Source organism: Roseibium sp. AS2, from assembly GCF_038900065.1.
Lineage (GTDB): Bacteria > Pseudomonadota > Alphaproteobacteria > Rhizobiales > Stappiaceae > Roseibium.
Map to the genome: position 1 here is coordinate 26,993 of NZ_JBBMQN010000002.1, position 17,897 is coordinate 44,889.

Below are 17,897 nucleotides of genomic sequence, written 5' to 3' on the forward strand. Positions count from 1 at the left end.
GCACCGAACCGGTTCCATCCGCGCGGCAAATTCGAATAAAAATATCCGGATGGATCACAGTCATTCTTGTCGGGGCCGCGCTCCCGCCGAAATGCTTGCCTTATTTTGCCACAAACTGCCGATTTTGCCATGATTTCGCACGGAAACAGCAGGTTTTTCTGCAATAAAACGAAATAATTCGTGATCGGGCAGAGCCCATTTTGGTCCCATAGCGCTGGCATTTCTTCGGCCAGAAATCAACGCAACGAAAACCAAAAAGAGCTGGACTTCATGTTACGGTCAATCAAGAAACTGACTGGGGCGCTATGCCTTTTCGCCTGTGCAACCGCGACCCTCATGCCGACCGCCGTGTCTGCCGGTGCGGGAGACGAGCCCATCCTTCACATCATCGATGCTGACAAGAAATCGAAGGATGCAACATCATCCGCGGCCAAATCGAAAAAGGTCGCCAGTGTGAACAGGAAGGCCGCGGCGCGGCGGTCTGTCTCCGCCCAGCAGAAATACACCAAACTGATCCGCAAGGCTGCGGCCAAGCATGGTGTGCCGGTCAAGATTGCCAAGGCCGTTGTCGAGGTGGAGAGCAACTTCAACGCGCGCGCACGGGGCAGAGCCGGTGAAGTCGGCCTGATGCAGATCAAGCCGGCGACGGCGCGCGGGCTAGGCTATCGCGGCTCGACCAAGGCCCTTTACAAGCCTGAAACCAATCTCGAATGGGGCATGAAGTATCTCGCGGGCGCTCACAAGCGCGCCAACGGGGACCTGTGCGGTACCATTCTGCGCTACAATGCAGGCCATTATGCAAGAAGCATGAACCCGGTAAGCCGGCGGTATTGCACCAAGGTCAAGCGGATCCTGGCTTCAAGCTGACCGGTCTTCAAGACTGGCGCCAATGGGTGCAAAAGAGACCCCGCCGGATGTCCGGCGGGGTTTTTTCGTTCCGGGACCGCTTCCCCGTCAGATGAACTTTTTGCGCGCGGCCGGAACCGATGGCGGAACCGGTGAGCGGTCCGGCACGTCCGAGGCTGAAAAGGGCTGCCCCAGCGCGGTAACCACCGGCACGACACCGGCCCAGATGTCCGACCCGAGATCGTCCTTGTCATCGACCGGTCCGCCCGTGCGCACCTTGGTGCTGGCGTGGTCGATGTCCATCACGAGAACACCGGTGGCCTTCAGCTCTTTTGGCGTCATGTCACGGCATTCCGACCAGCGTCCGGGCAGCAGGTGATCGGTAATGGCTGCGAGCGCGTCGGTCTGTTCGGCGGGGTCATCGACCAGATGTGCCGTACCGTGAAGAACCACGCAGCGGTAATTCATCGAATGATGAAACGCGGAGCGCGCGACAACGATGCCGTCGACCAGGGTCACGGTGAGACTGGCGGGAACGCCGGCGCTGTTGGCCTTGATGATGCGTGTGGTGCTGGCGCCATGGATATAGATCCTGTCGCCAATCCGGGCATAGGCCATGGGAATGACCATCGGCCTGTTGTCCTGGATGAAGCCGACATGGGCGACCAGGCCGGCATCCAGGATTCCATAGGCGAGGTCACGGTCGTAGCCACCCCGGTTCATCTGCCGGATCTTTGCATGGCGCGGAAGATCATTGGCTGTCCGGGGTTTTGCAAGGCGGGTGTCCGGGTGCGTCATGGCGTTGGTCCAATTCAAAATCTTGTCTTGTTTCCTGAGGTTTCTTCGATAAATTGGACCTAATAAAGGGCCGGTTTTTTAAAAATGGCAGAACCAGTTTTTTCCGAAGGCATCGTGACCCTGGATCGGGCAGGTGACATCCCCTTGCCGGAGCAGATCTACCGGGAAGTCCGGCAGGCCGTGCGCACCGGTCTGCTGACGTCGGGAACGAGGTTGCCGTCGACCCGGCGCCTCGCCTTGTCCCTCGATGTTGCCCGAAACACGGTGAACACCGCATACGAGTTGCTCCAGGCTGAAGGGATCATTTCGGTCCGGCCGGGGGCTGCCCCGAGGATCGCTGAAAACCTGCTGCCGGAAGGGGCGCCACCCGGCAGCCCCGGCCGGGTGGCCGACCCTGTCCTGTCCGGGCGTGGCGAAAGGCTGGCGGTCAACCTTCGCGGGGAGGGCTGGCTGTCCGATGACGGCGCACTGCGGCCGGGCGCGCCGGCACTCGACTGCTTTCCATATGAGGAATGGGCGCGCTGCCTGCGACGCGCGGCCCGGCACGAGCGCAGCGCCGATTTGCAGTATCGAAACTACACCGGCGTGCCCGCGCTCAAGCGGCAGCTTGCACGTCATTTAGCCGCCGAACGCGGTGTCAGGGCCGCGCCGGACCAGATCCTGGTCACCGGATCCATGCAGGCAAGCCTGGCGCTGCTGAGCCAGGCGCTTGCGGACACCGGCGACGAGGTCTGGCTGGAAAATCCGGGGTATCTGGGAGCACGAACGGCGTTTCATGCAGCCGGGCTCCGGATACGGCCGTTGCCTGTCGATGCGCAAGGTGCGGACGCGGCGCAAATGAGTGCCGTGGGCGGGGCTCCCAAACTCATCTACGTCACGCCGTCGCATCACTATCCGCTCGGAGCACGCATGCCGCTGGCCCGGCGTCTCGCGCTTCTGGAAGCGGCGCGCTCCGCCGGAGCGGTCATCCTGGAAGATGACTATGACAGCGAATTTCTGTTTTCCGGGCGGCCGGTCGCAGCTCTCTACGGTCTGGCCGCGGAAGGGCAGGTGATCTATCTCGGCACCTTTTCGAAAAGCCTCATGCCCGGACTGCATGTTGCCTTTTGCGTCGTCCCGTCGCCGCTGGTCGAACCGATGTCACAGCTCATGCGCAACATGGGCTGCGCCGCGAACGTTCAGGCGCAGGCTGCATTGGCCCGCTTCATGGATGGCGGTGCCTACCAGAAACATCTCAAGCTGATCCGTCATGTCTATGAGGAACGGGGAACCCATCTGTTTGAGACGCTGAACAGGCGCCTCGGCAACCGGCTGGAGGTAGCGCCGCCCACAGGAAACGTGCAGGTCGCCGTCAAATTCCGCGACCCGGTCGATGATGCCGGGGTCGCGCGGGCCATGCAGAAAAAGGGCTTCTCGGTGTCTCCGCTCAGCAGCTGCTATCTTGACCGGGACCACAGAAACGGTCTCATCATCGGCTTTGCGGGCGCCACTGCGGAGCAGATCGAGCGGGGCGCCGAAGCCCTTGCCGGTCTTCTGGAAGCGTGAGATGCGGATGAACCGTCCCATGGGCGTCTTCCGGAACCGTCGCCGGGCCGAAAGCGTCTCTTCGGCGTGGCTGCTCCCGCGGCAGAGAACCGCCGCGGGAGACAATGTTGCATTGCCTGAAGGATACCTGCCGTGGCGGCGGTCCGTCCTTCCTCAGGCCGCGCGCACTTTGGTCAGGAAGTCTTCCATTGCCTGACGCAGGCTGTTGGACTGGTCATGGAGTTCGCCGACCGTCGCGTTCATGTCGGTGCCGAGCTTGGCGGTTTCGCCGGCGGCATCGCTGACTTCCGCGATCGAGCGGGACACGCCTTCGGTACCCTGCGCGGCCTCGGCAACGCTGCTGGCGATTTCCGTTGTTGCCAGGTTCTGCTCTTCCGCGGCTCCGGACATGGCGGTCGTGTTTTCCGTGATCTTGCGAACCATGTCGGCGACCGAACCGGTGGCTTCCGTGGAAGCGTCCGCTGCCTGGCGCATTTCGGTGATCTGACGGTCGATCTCTTCCGTTGCCTTGGAAGTCTGCGAGGCCAGTGCCTTGACTTCGGAGGCAACCACGGCAAATCCCTTGCCGGCCTCTCCGGCCCGGGCCGCCTCGATCGTGGCGTTCAAGGCGAGAAGGTTGGTCTGTTCGGCAATGTCGGTGATGAGCTTGGTCACGTCACCGATACGCGCAACCACCTGCTGCAGGCTCGAGACAGCCTGGTTGGACCGTTCGACTTCCGTTTCCGCGTTCTGGGCGATGTCCGACGAGGAACGAACCTGTTCGGTGATGGCGCGGATCGAGGCGGACAGTTCTTCCGTCGCGCTTGCCACCGTGTTGACGTTGGTGGTGGCCTGTTCGGCCGCTGCGGACACTGCCAGAGCCTCGTGGGTGGTGTTGTTGGCGATGTTCGACAGGGACCCGGCCGAGGACGTCAGTTCCTCAAGCTTGGTTATCATGCCGTTGTAGATGCTCAAAACCGTGGTCTCGAACCCGCTGGCGACATTTTCCATTTCCTGCCGCTTTTGCAGTTCCGCGTTTTCCCTGTCCGCGGCTGCGGCGACTTCCAGTTCACGCGTGCGGATCACATTTTCCCTGAAGACGCCAAGAGCACGGCCAAGCAGACCGATTTCATCGCCCCTTTCGGCGACATCGACAGTCTGGGAGGTGTCTCCCGTCGCCAGCTTCTGGGTGATGCCGGACAGACGCGCAAGAGGGACGGAAACCAGAATGTGATTCACGAAGCCAAGAACCATGGCCAGTACCGTGAGCACAACGGCGCTGGCGATCGCGACGAACACCACTGTCTGCAGTTGGGCGTCCTGCCGTACGCCGGAGGCGTGGCGTTTCTCACCGACCGCGTCCGTGAAATTTCTGCTGACCTGCTGGACAGCCGCAAGAAGAGCTGTGCTTTCGGGTGTCAGCTCGATCGCGCGGGCAAGGTCGACGGTGTCGGGGGACCGCATGAGGTCAACCTGCCGGGCCGCGATTTGAGAGTACCAGGCCTTCCAGTTCGCTTCGAACTCGTCGAGGTTTCCCTTGAATTCGGGCGACGTGTCCGCAATCAGCTGCCCGACTTCCGTGAACTGGCCGGAGATCTCACCGTCCAGCTCCTGCGATCTGGTCAGCCAGTCGCGGTTGCCCGTGAGAAGGAAGGATTTGACCGCAAGTGCCTGCCCGACAATTTTTTCGCTCAGTTGAGCGGTCTGGGTATTCAGGGTGGACAATGCGTTCGCCGAATTGACTTCTTCGCGCGCCGACATTGCCTCGATTGCGCTTGTACCGCCCGCGACGGCGCCGATGAGCGCCAGCGTCAGAAAGCCTGCTGCGATTTTCTTGCTGACAGATAAGTTCTTGAGCATGGGGTCTATCCGTTCACGAATTCGGGGACTGGCGGCGCTGAAGTTCGGTCAGGTTGAATTCAACCGTTGCGGCTCCGATCACCTTTTTTGTGTCAGGGTCGGTGACCGGCAGGTTCAACTGGGCGCGCCAGATCTTGCGGTCTTCATCCCACTCCGCCGCGTCGATGAAAATCGCGTCCGGTCCGTGGGGGTAGGTTTTCTGGAACTTGTCCTCGTCGCCTTGCCAGTAGTCGCCGGTAATCGCGCTCTGGCCAACATTCAGGCCATTGGCATCCATGACGAAGATTTCCGGGTAGAGCCCGAGCGACCCCGCCTGAACCCTGAGCAGGTAGATGGACAGCGGCGCGGACAGGGTCGCGGAGATCAGGGGCTTGTCGCTTGCCTCCCTTTCCGCGCGCCACTGTTTGTCGAGCGCGTCGATATCGGCCTGGGAAAGCGCGCCCCGAAGGTTGTTCTGGGCATTGATCGACAGTGAGACGATCGGGTTGGCCAACCAGTCACCGACACTTTCGATCACGGCGGGAGTGATCAGTTCATTGGGATCAAGAGCCGTTTCAGCTGCGGCTTGCGAAGAAAGCAGCAAAGCAAACGGCAAACAGATTTTCCATCCGCGCATGGCAGGTCTCCTAGATAAGTTTGACTGTAGATTGAGGTAAAAAATTTAATCTGACCTAAACAACTTACATTTTTTCAAGGATTTATTATTGTAATAAATATCGATATGTAAAAGTGTGAAGTATTTACTCAAGGTTGTTTTTTTGTTCGTTACTTCATGGTGGAAATTCGCAACTCTCCGCAGGTCACGCTCTATCGTATTGCCTGTAGCCGACTGGAAGTACCAGTCCTCAAGGTGTCTCATGGGAGATGGCGAAGAGGACGTGGACCGGCAATGGTCACGCGACGAGGGCTGTGGAAACCGACCCGGTCCGCACATTGCTTGACCTTGAGCGCAAAGCCACTTAAGTCCGCAGGCGCCAGTCGGCCGGACAGCCGCTGCCGCAAGTGCCGAAAGGCCGCGGGGGAGGAAAGTCCGGGCTCCATGGGAACACGGTGCCGGGTAACGCCCGGCGAGGGTGACCTTAGGGAAAGTGCCACAGAAAGCAAACCGCTCCGCACAAACCGCAAGGCCAGTGCCGGAGTAAGGGTGAAAGGGTGGGGTAAGAGCCCACCGCGCAGCTGGCAACAGAGGCGGCATGGTAAACCCCACCGGGAGCAAGACCGAATAGGGACAGCGCGGGCAGGAGCAATCCTGGCCAGGCCGGTTTCCAGGCCAGCTGTCCGGGTTGGTTGCGTGAGGCGTCTGGCAACAGGCGTCCCAGATGAATGGCTGTCACGTCCGCTCCGGATCTTGCATTCGGAGGGGGCCATACAGAACCCGGCTTACAGGCCGGCTGGCACACTTAAGTCCTGCATCAACTCGCCGCATAGTGTGGCGCGCTGTCCAGGAAACTGCCGTAGGCGTCCGCATTCGGATAGGAGAACTGCTCCGCCAGCGGATTGGCCCGCTTGCGTTTCGTCGCCCCCATATCCTTCAGCAATTCGTCGAAATGACGGAAATGGAACGGGGCCGAGCAGAGCCCGCCATAGACCTGCGCCGCCGGGCGTTCCTGGCGCCGCCAGTGCAACATCTCGTCGATGTTGGTTCGCATCTCCCCGTCGCTTGGCTGATTGTCGAGCTGGCCGTCGGCAAAGCGTACCAGCCAGTTGGCGATCATTTCCGCCGACAGAATCGTACAGAAGCTGGAATTGAAGCCGACAAAGCCCATGTCCGGAAGGTCCGGGTTTACCGACAGCCGGTAGACCCGGTATTGCCCGTCCGGTTCGATCAGCTTGTCCCGGAATTCCCTGGCCAGGTAAGGAATGCCAAGTTTCCAGCCAACGGCCAGAACAGACAGGTCGCAGGGGATCTTCTCTCCCGTCGACAGGACAACATGTCCAGGTTCATAGGCCATGAACGTGCCGCGCACTGGACGGATGGAGCCGTTCTCGAACCCTTCGAACAGGCCGGGTGTAACGATGGGCAGCGAGCAGGACGCATCCTTCTCGATGGGCACGTCCGGCACCATGTCCCACTTTTTCAGCTTGAGCTGAAATTTCAGGAGTGTTTCAAGGCCACGGAAATTGGCCCAGATCAGTGGCTTGCAGGCGGTTCGGACAGCCTTGCCGAGCGCGCTTCCGCCCCAGCCGTTGAACTGCTGCTCCTGGGCGCGCATGTACAGGAGCCGCTTGAAGTTGATGCCGCCGACAAAGTAAGGGATCCGCCAGACCGGCTCCCGATAGACCATCGTTACGGACCCGGCGCCGTTCCTTGCGGCGTTGACGGCGAGGTCCGTTGCCGATTTCGATCCCCCCAGTACAACCACATGCTTGCCGCGCGCCATGGCCGGGTCGGTGTATTCGGAACTGTGCATCACCTGACCACCGGCCTCCTGAAAATCCTGCTGGCCCGGGTGTGTGATGATGTTCTTGTCGGAAAACTGGCCAGTACAGATGGCGACGAAATCGACGTCTTCGGTCCAGGTCCTGCCGGCGGCGTCCAGGGTAAGGGTCCAGCCGGGCCTGCCGTCCTGGCGCCGATCCATCGAGACCACGTTGGTGTTCAGCCGGTACAGCCTCTCCAGTTTGTGCTTGTTCGCATAAGCATGGAGATAGGCATGGACCTGTGGACCCCTGGGCCATTCCGGATAGTCCCGCGGCATGGGCAGATCGGTAAAGCGGTACAGATCCTTTGGCGACTGGGTCTGCACGTCCGGATAGGACCGCGATGGCTCCCAGACGCCGCCAAAATCATGGCTTCGCTCCAGTCCGAGCACGCGGTGGCCCCGCTCGTCGAAGGCTTTTGCAGCCGCAAGCCCGCTCACGCCACCGCCGATAACGGCGACAGTTTTGCGTTTTGTCATTGCTGAAGTCCTCTTGTCTCTGGCGTCGCTGGATCAGGCCTGGTCGGGCGGCGGCAGGAAGTCGACCTCGTGGAGCGCGGACAGCCGGACCAGTTCCGCCGGATCGGTGACGCCGTCGAGAGCCCCGAACAGGTCGAACAGCTTGCGCGCCGGAGCCACGCCGAAGACGCAGGTTGCCGTCTTGCCGGAGCGATTGAAGATGCCGTGTGCCTCGCCCATTGGCATGCGCACCGTGTCGCCGGCCCCGGCCTTGTGGACCGCGCCGCCTATTTCCACCTCCAGCTCGCCATCCAGCACGACGATCCATTCGTCCTGCGTGGGGTGAATATGCGGTGGTACAAAGGTTTCGGCTGGAATCACGGCATGCCAGATGAATGCGTTGCCGCTGAGGACCTTCGGTGTGTAGGTGTGACCGACCACATTCCAGCTGATGTTGTCGAGACCCGCGTTTGCTGCGGTGATGCCTGCTCCGTGTTGCATTTTGTTCCCCTCATGCTTGTCGGATGACATCGGAAGGCTAAGCGCGTGAGTGAGGATTGTTTTATCCGGAAAGCGAAATTTCCTGCTCCGCTGCTGTCAGATGCCGCAGTGTTCCGCAGTGTGCCGCGGCTGGCGGCTTGCATCGCGGCGCGGTCGGCGGCATGCTTTACCCATGGTAATTCAGGCAGACCGCAGACCGCCGCTCGACCGGTTCCGCTGCTTCGAAACGACGGATGTCGACGAGGCCCGCCAGATCGTGGGCCGGCATTTCTGCAGCCACCGTCTCGATCGGAGTTCCTCGCTGGACCGGTTCGACGCCTGCCAGAACAGGGCGCCGGGGTTTCGGACGTCGCTCAATTACATCCGCTATGGCGCCGATGTGACAATCGAACCGGGCGAGCTGACGAAATTCTACCTGATCCAGGTGCCGATCAGGGGCGCCGCCGAAATTGCCAATGGCTGCCGCACGGTGGTGTCAAACCCGATGACGGCGAGCATTCTCAATCCGGACCGGCACACGAAAATGCGCTGGCATGCCGGCTGCGAGCAGATCCTTCTCCAGATCGAACAGGGTTTCCTGCAGGACGTGGCGGAAAAAATGGCGGGAATGCCGCTGGGACGGGTTCGCTTTGCAGTCGGGCTTGACACGCGCAAGCCGGAAAGTGCTGCCTGGATCCGCCGGCTGCTTGGTCTGTTCGGAGCCACGGAGGACGGCCTTGCCTTCCGTGGTGTGCAGGACGGCCGTCAGCGGGCCTTGGAAGAGGCATTGGTCGCTTCCCTCCTTGAGTGTCAGCCCAATACGGTTTCAGCGTTGCTGGAACGGGTGGAAACTGCTTCGGCGCCTGCCATTCTCAAACGCGCGCTCAAGCTGATCAGTGAACGTTTCCTGGAAGACATCAATCTTCTGGACATCTGTGCTCATGCGCGAACCACACCGCGCAATCTGCAAATTCTGTTCAAGCGGGAATTCGGTACCGGCCCCGTTCACTATTTGCACGACATGCGGCTGGCCTACGCGCGACATCTGCTGCTGGCCAATGGCGACAATCATTCGGTCGCCGACGTCGCGGAAGCGTCCGGCCACAATCATTTCGGCAGGTTTTCAGTCGGCTACAAACAGCGTTTCGGGGAATCTCCGCGAGAAACACAGCGCGCGCGGGTCTTCGGCTAAGCAGCGGCGCGTGCTTCTGCAACGCTGTTGTGCCGGCGGCCTGTTCGTTGCAGCTGTCGATAAATGCCGGACCCGAAGCGGTGCTGCCGTTGCCGAGTAACTGCACGCAGCCAGCGAGGTGCCGGGACGGGCATCGGTTGAAACCCTCTTCTCCACAAGTCTTTCCCGCTAGGCACATTTTGCCGTCGTGCCGGGGGAGAAAATCCCAAACCTCCGTAATCCTGCGAATTCGATTCTTCTTTTGTGTCAAGGCTTCATTAAGCATGTTCGCCTTAAGGTCGTCCGACGGGGTCGTGTGCGATCAAATCGAGCTGGAATCCATGAGATTCCATTGACCGCCCATTAAATCCCATGGTATCCCATAAGAACCCAGAATGGGGAGTGCGGGCCCAATTCAGTAGGGCACAGGGCAGCGGTTTAACGGCTCGGCAACGGTCGTCTTCGCAAATTGCATGTCCTGGCGGATAGCCGGCCTTTCTTTCATTCCAGGGTAACGAGACCAGCGGACGGCCTGTCGTGATCGGCGGAGGTCGGGACGCCGGTCGATTCAAACGGGTTGGAGCGTTCTGGGCGCGTTCGATGGAACGCGGCAAGCTTCAGGGGATCTGAACGGGCGGAACCCGCTTCGAGGGAATTTATGGCCGGCTTTGTTTCTCACTTTACCAACCGGCTGGATGCCAAGGGTCGTGTTTCGATCCCTGCATCCTTCCGTGCGGTGCTGGCGAGAGACGGGTTCGAGGGCCTCTATTGCATTGCTTCTTCCCATTGCGACGCGGTCGACGCGGGCGGCAATGATCTGCTTGACGAGATCAACAAACGGTCCGAAGCCTTCGCGAAACTGTCTCCGGATCACGATGCGCTGGCCGTGGCGTTGTTCGGCGCCAGTGAAAATCCTCGCATCGACGGGGATGGCCGCATCACCATTTCCGACATGATCCGGGACCATGCCGGCATCACCGACCAGGTCACATTTGTCGGCATGAACTACAAATTCCAGATCTGGGAGCCGCAGAAGTTTCGCGAGTATCGCGCAGAGGCCCAAAAGCGCGCGCTTGCGATGTTGTCGGGGTCTGGCCCCGCTTCCTCCGGAGGAGAGCCGGCATGATGGCGCCAGGCGACAGAGACGCAGATCCTGCCGCAGGCGGACCTGGGCGTCATGTGCCGGTTCTCCTGTCGGAGGTTCTGGACTGGCTCGATCCGCAACCGGGAGAGGTCGTTGTCGACGGCACGTTCGGCGCGGGCGGATATGCAAGGGCGATCCTGGCGCGCGGCGCCAGGGTTGTCGGTATCGACCGGGACCCAGATGCCATCGCAGGTGGGCAGGGCCTGGTCGACAAGGCGAACGGCGACCTGATTCTGGTGCCTGGTCAGTTCGCTGCCCTGGACGCGCATGTCAAGGCAAGCGGGTTCGATGGCGCGGACGGCGTTGTTCTCGATCTCGGTGTCTCTTCCATGCAGTTGGACGAGGCCGATCGCGGTTTTTCTTTCATGCGTGACGGACCGCTCGACATGCGCATGGAGCAGGCCGGTCCGTCCGCCGCCGATGTCGTGAACGAACTGCCCGTGAAGGACCTGATCCGGGTGATCGGCCTTCTGGGCGAGGAAAAGCGGGCCACGACCGTGGCCCATGCCATCGACAGGGCGCGCCAGGAAAAGCCGTTCTCGCGCACGCTGGAACTGGCAAACCTGATCGAGAAGGTGCTCGGCCGGTCGCCGAAGAAAGCCCAGATTCATCCCGCCACCCGGACTTTTCAGGCGCTCCGCATCTACGTCAACGGCGAGCTGCATCAGGCAGCCGAGGCGCTGGGCGCCGCGGAACGCATTCTGAAGCCCGGCGGGCGCCTGGTGCTGGTGAGCTTCCATTCCCTGGAGGACCGGATCGTCAAGCGGTTCTTTCAGGACCGGACGAAGACCCGTGGCGGCGGGTCGCGTCACATGCCGGAGGCGGAGGTGCCGCCGGCGACTTTCGAATTGTTGACACGCAAGGCGGTCGAGGCGGCTTCGGACGAGACCGAAAGCAACCCACGGGCGCGCTCGGCGAAACTTCGGGCCGGGCGGCGGACCGGGGCGCCTGCGCGGGTGCTGGACATTCATGCCGCGGGTGTGCCGCGTCTTGCGGATTTTCACGGACTAGGGGGCTGAAATGGTTCGGACGCTGAACATCCTGTTCATACTGGCGGTCGTGATCGGAGCGGCAACCGTCTACGACATGAAGCTTGCGGCGACGAAGTCTGCCGAGAAAGTGGCCGACCTCCAGCGCAGGATCGACGAGGAGCGCGATGCGATCCGGCATTTGAAAGCGGAATGGAGCCTGCTGAACAAGCCCGACCGCCTGCAGTCTCTGGTCGAACGTTACAACGATTATCTGCAGCTCGATGCGCTCGATGTGAAGCAGATCGTGACGCCGGAAGACTTGCCGGCCCGTCCGGTCATGCTTGAGCCGATCGGCGGCAATCAGATGGGTGGCTACGCCGGCTCGTCCACGGTGATCCGGTGAGGAGCTGACAATGACGATGGTAAGTGAACCGGCAAGTTTTCTTCAGGTGCGGCGCGTGCAGCCGAAAGCAGTGCGCGGTTCGGTCTCCTCCAGTGCGGTGAAATCGCGCGTCTATGTCGCCATGCTGGCTTTCGCCTGTGTCTATTTGGCGATCGGGGGGCGGCTGGTGATGCTCGCGCAGATGGAGGAGGCTCCTTCGCGTGCCTGGATCTCCGCGCAGGATTCCGTTTCGGCATCGCGTCCGGACCTGATTGACCGCAATGGCGAGATCCTTGCGACCGACATCAAGACAGCGTCGCTTTTTGCGGAGCCGCGGCGCATCCTGGATGTTGACGAGGCGGTCGAGGGGCTGATTCGGGTTCTGCCCGAACTCGATGAACCGCTCGTGCGCCGCCGGCTGGAAAGCGGGGCCGGATTTGTCTGGCTGAAGCGGGAATTGACGCAGCAGCAGGCCAAGGACGTGCATAATCTTGGCGTGCCGGGCATCGGCTTCCTTTCTGAAAACCAGCGGTTTTATCCGGGCGGTCCGACGGCCGGTCACATCGTCGGCTCGGTGAATGTCGACAATCAGGGACTGGCGGGTATCGAGAAGTATATCGACGATGCGTGGCTGGCCGATCTCCAGTCCCTCGGCTTCACGTCGGACCGGGGCATGGAATCCGTGCGGTTGTCGGTCGACCTGCGTGTGCAGCATGTGGTGCGCGACGAACTGGTCAAGGCAATGGAGCGCTACCAGGCAATCGCCGCTGCAGGCATCGTGCTGGATGCCAAGACCGGCGAGGTGGTGGCGATGTCCTCGTTGCCCGATTACGATCCGAACGACAGGTCGCAGGCGCTTGAGAAAGACCGTCTGAACCGGGCGACCGGAGGCGTCTTTGAAATGGGCTCTGTGTTCAAGTCGTTTACCACCGCAATGGCGCTGGATTCGGGCGCGGTTTCCATCAATGACAGTTTCGACGCGACGCGCCCGATCCGGGCCGCAGGAAAGACCATTACCGATTTCCACGGGAAAAACCGGATCCTCTCGGTGCCCGAGATCTTTATCTATTCCTCGAACATCGGTACCGCGAAAATGATGCTGGCGACCGGGGTTGCGCGGCAGAAGGAATTCCTCGGGCGTCTTCATCTGACCAAGCGCCTCGACACAGAGCTGCCGGAAAACGCTGCCCCGCTGCTGCCGCCGAAATGGAACGAACTGGCCGCGATGACGATTTCCTTCGGCCATGGCCTGTCCGTCACACCGATGCAGACCGCCGTTGCGGCGGCTGCGGTGGTCAATGGCGGGATCCTGCTGCCGCCGACCTTCCTGCCGCGTGGGCAGGACGACGTTCAAAAGCTTGGCAAACAAGTCCTTTCTCCGGAAGTCAGCCGGATAATGCGCTACCTTTTCCGCCTGAACGTCCTGTCCGGATCCGGCCGCAGGGCCGACGTTCCGGGCTATACGGTCGGGGGGAAAACAGGCACCGCTGAAAAGATCGAGAATGGCCGCTATGTCAACAACAAGCGCCGCAACTCGTTTCTGTCCGCCTTTCCGATGGACGATCCGCGCTACGTGGTTCTTGTCGTGATCGACGAGCCGAAATCCGAGCGCGAAGGCATCGGCGCCACCGCCGGTCTCAACGCGGCGCCGGTCACCGGGGCGATCATTCGCAGGTCCGCGCCGATGCTCGGTGTGATGCCACGTTTCGGCAAGGGGGATGAACCAATCGAGATTTCCTATTAAGGAGACATGACGGGCTTTGAATGCCGGCGGGGTCGCAGCCGATTTCCGGTCTTTTTCAAAAGCTCAATGCCAGGACGACGCACAGCAGATGATCGGTACACATGGATCTTGAATATCTGGCCGCCGGCCTCTTCGTGCCTGAAGCGGCGAACGGTCTGAAAATCTCCGGATTGACGGCGGACAGCCGCAAGGTGCGACCCGGCTTTCTGTTCGCCGCCTTCAAGGGGGCGTCGGTCGATGGAGCGCGGTTTGTCCCGGACGCAGTCGCGGCCGGGGCTGTTGCTGTTTTATGCTCCGGCGACGACGTTGACACGGTAAGGGCTTCCTGTGGCGCAAAGGCCGCCGTCATCGAAGCCGATGAACCGCGTCAGGCGTTTGCCTGGATGGCGGCGCGGTTTTACGGAAACCAGCCGGATACGATCGTTGCCGTGACCGGCACCGCGGGCAAGACGTCGGTTGCGCATTTCGTTCGCCAGATATTCCAGTCCGCTGGCCACCCGGCCGCGAGCCTCGGTACGCTCGGTGTCGTCAAGCCAGGTGGCGAAACCTATGGCGGGCTGACCACGCCCGACCCCGTCTCCTTGCACCGGCTCCTTGCGGAGCTGAAGAGCGAAGGCGTCAATCACGTGGCTCTGGAAGCCTCCTCGCACGGGCTGGACCAGCACCGGCTTGACGGGGTGCGCCTGACTGCTGCGGCGTTCACCAATCTTGGCCGCGACCACATGGACTATCATCCGACCATGGAGGACTACCTGCGCGCCAAGCTGCGGCTTTTTTCAGAGTTGTTGCCTTCGGGTGCGAGCGTTGTGGTCGATCCAGGTGAAAAATACGCCGACCGGGTGCTGGCCGAGGCCGCGAAGCGCGGCCTTCCGGTCTTCTCCGTGGGGGAATCCGGCAAGGATCTCAAGCTGGCCGGATTGAAGCCTGTCGGGGCGGGCCAGGAACTGACGCTGCTTTCGGCCCGTGGCGAATACAAGGTAACCTTGCCGTTGATCGGGCGGTTCCAGGTTGCCAATGCGCTGGTCGCGGCGGGGCTTGCCATCTCCGCCGGGCTCGATACGGGGGCGGTTCTGCGCGCGCTGGAAAACCTGAAAGGCGCGCCGGGACGGCTTGAACTTGCCGGAGAAACCGGGCAGGGCGGACTTGTCTTCGTCGACTACGCGCACAAGCCGGACGCGCTGGACAACGCGCTTGCGGCGTTGAAACCCTTCGCCAGGGGCAAGCTTTCCGTGGTCGTCGGGGCCGGCGGCGACCGCGATTCCGGCAAACGGGCGTTGATGGGTGCTGCGGCTTCGCGGCATGCGGATCTTGTGATCGTCACGGACGACAATCCGCGTTCGGAAAATCCGGAAGACATTCGCAAGGCGGTTCTGGAGGGCGCGCCCGGAGCGCTCGATATCGGCGACCGTTTCGAAGCGATCGCGGAAGGCGTCCGGCGCCTCCGGTCCGGCGATATCCTGTGTGTTGCGGGAAAAGGTCACGAAACGGGCCAGATTGTTGGCGACACAGTGAGTCCCTTTTCCGATCACGAAGCCGTCAGGCGCGCCATCAGTCTTGAAGGAAACACATGAGCGACCCGCTTTGGACCCTGGATGCCTTTGTCGAAGCTGCCGGTGGCAGCACCAGGGGCGATGCCGGTGCGGACATTACCGGAATATCCATCGACAGCCGGACGCTTGAACCGGGCGAAGCCTTCGTTGCGATCCGGGGTGACCGGCTGGATGGCCATGATTACGTCGCAGCGGCTCTGGAGGCGGGCGCTTCGGTTGCCCTGGTCGCCGAGGATCGCCTGGCGGAGCTGCCCGAAGACGGTCGGTATGTCGTGGTCGCCGATCCGATGGAGGCCCTGCGCGGCCTGGCTGTCGCCGCGCGTGCCAGAACCGGCGCCCGTATTGTCGCGGTCACCGGATCCGTCGGCAAGACCGGTACCAAGGAAGCTCTCAGGCTGGCGTTGGCACCTTCCGGCAAGGTTCACGCTTCGGTCGCCTCCTTCAACAATCACTGGGGTGTTCCGTTGACACTGGCGCGCATGCCCGCGGACACCGAATACGGGGTCTTCGAAGTCGGCATGAACCATGCGGGTGAAATCACGCCGCTGGTCAGGATGGTGCGTCCTCATGCGGCGGTCATCACGACCGTGCAGCCGGTTCATCTGGAATTCTTCGACAGCGTGGAAAAGATCGCTCAGGCCAAGGCGGAGATCTTCGAAGGGCTCGAGCCCGGCGGCGTTGCCATCCTCAACAGGGACAATCGCCAGTACGATCTGCTGAAGTTCCTGGCGGCCACCGCCGGAGTATCGACAATCCGTACTTTCGGTGAGGATCAGGCTGCGGACAGCCACGTGCAGAAGCTGGCCAGCTATCCGGCCGGCTCCAGCGTCGATGCGTCCATTCTGGGCAACGAGATCACTTTCAAGATCGGCGCGCCGGGCAGGCATCTGGTCAAGAACAGTCTGGCGGTGCTGACCGCGGTGGTGGAACTGGGAGCCGATCTGGCAAGAGCCGGTCTGGCCCTCGATACCATGCGCGCCCCCAAAGGGCGGGGCGAGGTCACCCGGTTGCCGCTGCCCGACGGAGACGTCGTCCTGATCGACGAAAGCTACAACGCCAACCCGGCCTCGATGCGCGCGGCGCTCGCCGTCCTCGGCGAAGCGCCGGTGACACGGCCCGGTCGGCAGATTGCGGTTCTCGGCGACATGCGCGAACTGGGATCCGATGCCGATCGGCTGCACGCCGAACTGCTGCTGCCGATCGCCGAAGCCGGAATCGACACTGTCTATTGCGCCGGGCCGCACATGCACGCGCTCTGGCAGGACCTGCCGCACGATCTGCGCGCGCATTACTGCGAGGACGCGAAGGATCTGCAAGAGGTGCTGCTGAACGACGTCAGGGCCGGCGATGTGGTGATGATCAAGGGATCGCTCGGAACCCGCATGGGTCCGCTTGTCGAGGCCTTGAAAAAAGAATACCCGCCTGCGGACGATATCGCAGCGGAATAAGGGGCAACTTATGTTTTATTTCTTGGGGCAATTCGCGGATCAGGTTTCGGCACTGAATGTGTTCCGCTACATCACCTTCCGGACCGGCGGCGCGATCATGACCGCCCTTTTCTTCGTGTTTCTGTTCGGACCGCGCATTATTGCCAGTCTCAGGATTCGGCAGGGTCACGGCCAGCCGATCCGCTCCGACGGGCCGGAGAGCCACCTTCTGACCAAGAAGGGAACGCCGACGATGGGCGGGCTGATGATCCTGTCCGGGGCGCTGATGGCCGCGCTGTTGTGGGCGGATCTGTCCAATCCCTACGTCTGGGTGGTGATCGGTGTCACGCTCGGGTTCGGCGGCATCGGTTTTTATGACGATTACCTCAAGGTGACCAAGTCCTCCCACAAGGGGTTCGGTGGAAAGGCGCGGCTGGGGCTGGAGTTTCTGATCGCGGCCATTGCCGCCTATGCGGTCACGCTGCTGGACACGTCGGAATACTCGGAGGCCATCACCTTTCCCTTCCTGAAGGAATTCACCCTCAACCTCGGGCTGATCTTCATTCCGTTTGCGGCCTTCGTGATGGTCGGAGCCGGCAATGCGGTCAATCTGACCGACGGGCTCGACGGTCTGGCCATCGTGCCCGTCATGATCGCCTGTGCCTCCTTCGGCCTGATCGCGTATCTCTCGGGCAATGCGGTCTTCGCCAGTTATCTGCAGATCCATCATGTGTCCGGCACGGGTGAGCTTGCGGTGATCTGTGGTGCCGTGATCGGCGCCGGACTGGGCTTCCTGTGGTTCAATGCGCCACCGGCGGCGATCTTCATGGGCGATACCGGATCGCTCGCGCTCGGGGGCATGATCGGGGCCATTGCCGTGGCCACCAAACACGAGATCGTTCTGGCAATCATCGGCGGTCTGTTCGTTCTGGAAGCGGTCTCCGTGATCGTGCAGGTGATTTCATTCCGGCTGACCGGCAAGCGGGTGTTCCGGATGGCGCCGATCCACCACCATTTCGAGATACTGGGGTGGACCGAGAGCCAGGTCGTGATCCGCTTCTGGATCATCTCCGTCGTTCTGGCCCTGATCGGCCTCGCCACGCTGAAGCTGAGGTAGGGCC

Annotated in this window: 15 protein-coding genes and 1 other RNA gene; 11 read left to right on the forward strand and 5 right to left on the reverse strand. The window is 61.6% G+C overall.

The features are described 5' to 3' along the window. Positions 1–270 precede the first annotated feature (270 nt). On the forward strand, positions 271–867 hold the full coding sequence (locus tag WNZ15_RS05150; RefSeq protein ID WP_342891887.1) for a transglycosylase SLT domain-containing protein: 597 nt from the start codon (positions 271–273) through the stop codon (positions 865–867). Positions 868–954: 87 nt separating this feature from the next. Here the strand turns inward: WNZ15_RS05150 and WNZ15_RS05155 are convergent, their stop codons facing one another. Further along, positions 955–1,644 carry a pyridoxamine 5'-phosphate oxidase family protein gene (locus WNZ15_RS05155; protein ID WP_342891888.1) on the reverse strand — a complete coding sequence of 230 codons (690 nt, stop codon included), beginning with the start codon at positions 1,642–1,644 and terminating at the stop codon, positions 955–957. Between the two features lie 84 nt (positions 1,645–1,728). Here WNZ15_RS05155 and WNZ15_RS05160 point away from each other — a divergent pair, with 84 nt between their 5' ends. Then, on the forward strand, positions 1,729–3,189 hold the full coding sequence (locus WNZ15_RS05160) for a PLP-dependent aminotransferase family protein (protein ID WP_342891889.1): 1,461 nt from the start codon (positions 1,729–1,731) through the stop codon (positions 3,187–3,189). Positions 3,190–3,342: 153 nt separating this feature from the next. On the opposite strand, the gene WNZ15_RS05165 is transcribed toward WNZ15_RS05160, so the two are convergent. Both WNZ15_RS05165 and WNZ15_RS05170 read right to left on the reverse strand, forming a co-directional pair. After that, complete coding sequence (locus WNZ15_RS05165) at positions 3,343–5,028, reverse strand: methyl-accepting chemotaxis protein (protein WP_342891890.1); 1,686 nt, start codon at positions 5,026–5,028, stop codon at positions 3,343–3,345. Positions 5,029–5,041: 13 nt separating this feature from the next. Continuing rightward, on the reverse strand, positions 5,042–5,644 hold the full coding sequence (locus WNZ15_RS05170; protein WP_342891891.1) for a hypothetical protein: 603 nt from the start codon (positions 5,642–5,644) through the stop codon (positions 5,042–5,044). A 358-nt stretch (positions 5,645–6,002) separates the two neighbouring features. Between WNZ15_RS05170 and rnpB the strand changes: the two genes are divergently transcribed. Next, an RNA gene (rnpB, locus tag WNZ15_RS05175) (RNase P RNA component class A) lies at positions 6,003–6,427 on the forward strand. A gap of 13 nt (positions 6,428–6,440) precedes the next feature. Here rnpB and WNZ15_RS05180 read toward each other — a convergent pair. Both WNZ15_RS05180 and WNZ15_RS05185 read right to left on the reverse strand, forming a co-directional pair. Further along, positions 6,441–7,928, reverse strand: coding sequence for an NAD(P)/FAD-dependent oxidoreductase (locus tag WNZ15_RS05180; protein ID WP_342891892.1), 1,488 nt, complete (start codon positions 7,926–7,928; stop codon positions 6,441–6,443). Between the two features lie 33 nt (positions 7,929–7,961). Beyond that, on the reverse strand, positions 7,962–8,408 hold the full coding sequence (locus tag WNZ15_RS05185) for a cupin domain-containing protein (RefSeq protein ID WP_342891893.1): 447 nt from the start codon (positions 8,406–8,408) through the stop codon (positions 7,962–7,964). Between the two features lie 172 nt (positions 8,409–8,580). Here WNZ15_RS05185 and WNZ15_RS05190 point away from each other — a divergent pair, with 172 nt between their 5' ends. The 8 genes from WNZ15_RS05190 to mraY all read left to right on the forward strand — a co-directional run bounded on the left by WNZ15_RS05190 (position 8,581) and on the right by mraY (position 17,893). Next, on the forward strand, positions 8,581–9,579 hold the full coding sequence (locus WNZ15_RS05190; RefSeq protein ID WP_342891894.1) for an AraC family transcriptional regulator: 999 nt from the start codon (positions 8,581–8,583) through the stop codon (positions 9,577–9,579). Between the two features lie 637 nt (positions 9,580–10,216). Further along, complete coding sequence (locus WNZ15_RS05195) at positions 10,217–10,684, forward strand: division/cell wall cluster transcriptional repressor MraZ (protein WP_342891895.1); 468 nt, start codon at positions 10,217–10,219, stop codon at positions 10,682–10,684. Then, positions 10,681–11,721 carry a 16S rRNA (cytosine(1402)-N(4))-methyltransferase RsmH gene (rsmH, locus tag WNZ15_RS05200; protein WP_342891896.1) on the forward strand — a complete coding sequence of 347 codons (1,041 nt, stop codon included), beginning with the start codon at positions 10,681–10,683 and terminating at the stop codon, positions 11,719–11,721. The genes WNZ15_RS05195 and rsmH overlap by 4 nt, the downstream gene beginning before the upstream one ends. Before the next feature lies 1 nt (position 11,722). Continuing rightward, entirely contained in the window at positions 11,723–12,076 is a 354-nt protein-coding gene (locus tag WNZ15_RS05205; RefSeq protein WP_342891897.1) for a hypothetical protein, read from the forward strand. Positions 12,077–12,086: 10 nt separating this feature from the next. Then, positions 12,087–13,799: a penicillin-binding protein 2 gene (locus WNZ15_RS05210; RefSeq protein ID WP_342891898.1), complete on the forward strand. Its 1,713-nt coding sequence runs from the start codon at positions 12,087–12,089 to the stop codon at positions 13,797–13,799. A 101-nt stretch (positions 13,800–13,900) separates the two neighbouring features. Continuing rightward, positions 13,901–15,370 (forward strand): UDP-N-acetylmuramoyl-L-alanyl-D-glutamate--2,6-diaminopimelate ligase, encoded by a 1,470-nt coding sequence (locus WNZ15_RS05215; RefSeq protein WP_342891899.1) that lies wholly within the window; start codon positions 13,901–13,903, stop codon positions 15,368–15,370. After that, the gene (locus WNZ15_RS05220; protein WP_342891900.1) at positions 15,367–16,797 is read left to right on the forward strand and encodes a UDP-N-acetylmuramoylalanyl-D-glutamyl-2,6-diaminopimelate--D-alanyl-D-alanine ligase; all 1,431 of its coding nucleotides are present in this window, start codon (positions 15,367–15,369) and stop codon (positions 16,795–16,797) included. The genes WNZ15_RS05215 and WNZ15_RS05220 overlap by 4 nt, the downstream gene beginning before the upstream one ends. 10 nt (positions 16,798–16,807) lie before the next feature. Continuing rightward, complete coding sequence (gene mraY, locus WNZ15_RS05225; protein WP_342891901.1) at positions 16,808–17,893, forward strand: phospho-N-acetylmuramoyl-pentapeptide-transferase; 1,086 nt, start codon at positions 16,808–16,810, stop codon at positions 17,891–17,893. Positions 17,894–17,897 lie beyond the last annotated feature (4 nt).

What these genes read in the sequence shown, in the direction of transcription:
- WNZ15_RS05170 (WP_342891891.1), bottom strand. Translation starts at nt 5,644, where the DNA reads ATGCGCGGATGGAAAATCTGTTTGCCGTTTGCTTTGCTGCTTTCTTCG.
- WNZ15_RS05180 (WP_342891892.1), bottom strand. Translation starts at nt 7,928, where the DNA reads ATGACAAAACGCAAAACTGTCGCCGTTATCGGCGGTGGCGTGAGCGGG.
- WNZ15_RS05205 (WP_342891897.1), top strand. Translation starts at nt 11,723, where the DNA reads ATGGTTCGGACGCTGAACATCCTGTTCATACTGGCGGTCGTGATCGGA.
- WNZ15_RS05160 (WP_342891889.1), top strand. Translation starts at nt 1,729, where the DNA reads ATGGCAGAACCAGTTTTTTCCGAAGGCATCGTGACCCTGGATCGGGCA.
- WNZ15_RS05215 (WP_342891899.1), top strand. Translation starts at nt 13,901, where the DNA reads ATGGATCTTGAATATCTGGCCGCCGGCCTCTTCGTGCCTGAAGCGGCG.
- WNZ15_RS05155 (WP_342891888.1), bottom strand. Translation starts at nt 1,644, where the DNA reads ATGACGCACCCGGACACCCGCCTTGCAAAACCCCGGACAGCCAATGAT.
- WNZ15_RS05165 (WP_342891890.1), bottom strand. Translation starts at nt 5,028, where the DNA reads ATGCTCAAGAACTTATCTGTCAGCAAGAAAATCGCAGCAGGCTTTCTG.
- WNZ15_RS05185 (WP_342891893.1), bottom strand. Translation starts at nt 8,408, where the DNA reads ATGCAACACGGAGCAGGCATCACCGCAGCAAACGCGGGTCTCGACAAC.
- WNZ15_RS05195 (WP_342891895.1), top strand. Translation starts at nt 10,217, where the DNA reads ATGGCCGGCTTTGTTTCTCACTTTACCAACCGGCTGGATGCCAAGGGT.
- rsmH (WP_342891896.1), top strand. Translation starts at nt 10,681, where the DNA reads ATGATGGCGCCAGGCGACAGAGACGCAGATCCTGCCGCAGGCGGACCT.
- WNZ15_RS05220 (WP_342891900.1), top strand. Translation starts at nt 15,367, where the DNA reads ATGAGCGACCCGCTTTGGACCCTGGATGCCTTTGTCGAAGCTGCCGGT.
- mraY (WP_342891901.1), top strand. Translation starts at nt 16,808, where the DNA reads ATGTTTTATTTCTTGGGGCAATTCGCGGATCAGGTTTCGGCACTGAAT.
- WNZ15_RS05190 (WP_342891894.1), top strand. Translation starts at nt 8,581, where the DNA reads ATGGTAATTCAGGCAGACCGCAGACCGCCGCTCGACCGGTTCCGCTGC.
- WNZ15_RS05210 (WP_342891898.1), top strand. Translation starts at nt 12,087, where the DNA reads ATGACGATGGTAAGTGAACCGGCAAGTTTTCTTCAGGTGCGGCGCGTG.
- WNZ15_RS05150 (WP_342891887.1), top strand. Translation starts at nt 271, where the DNA reads ATGTTACGGTCAATCAAGAAACTGACTGGGGCGCTATGCCTTTTCGCC.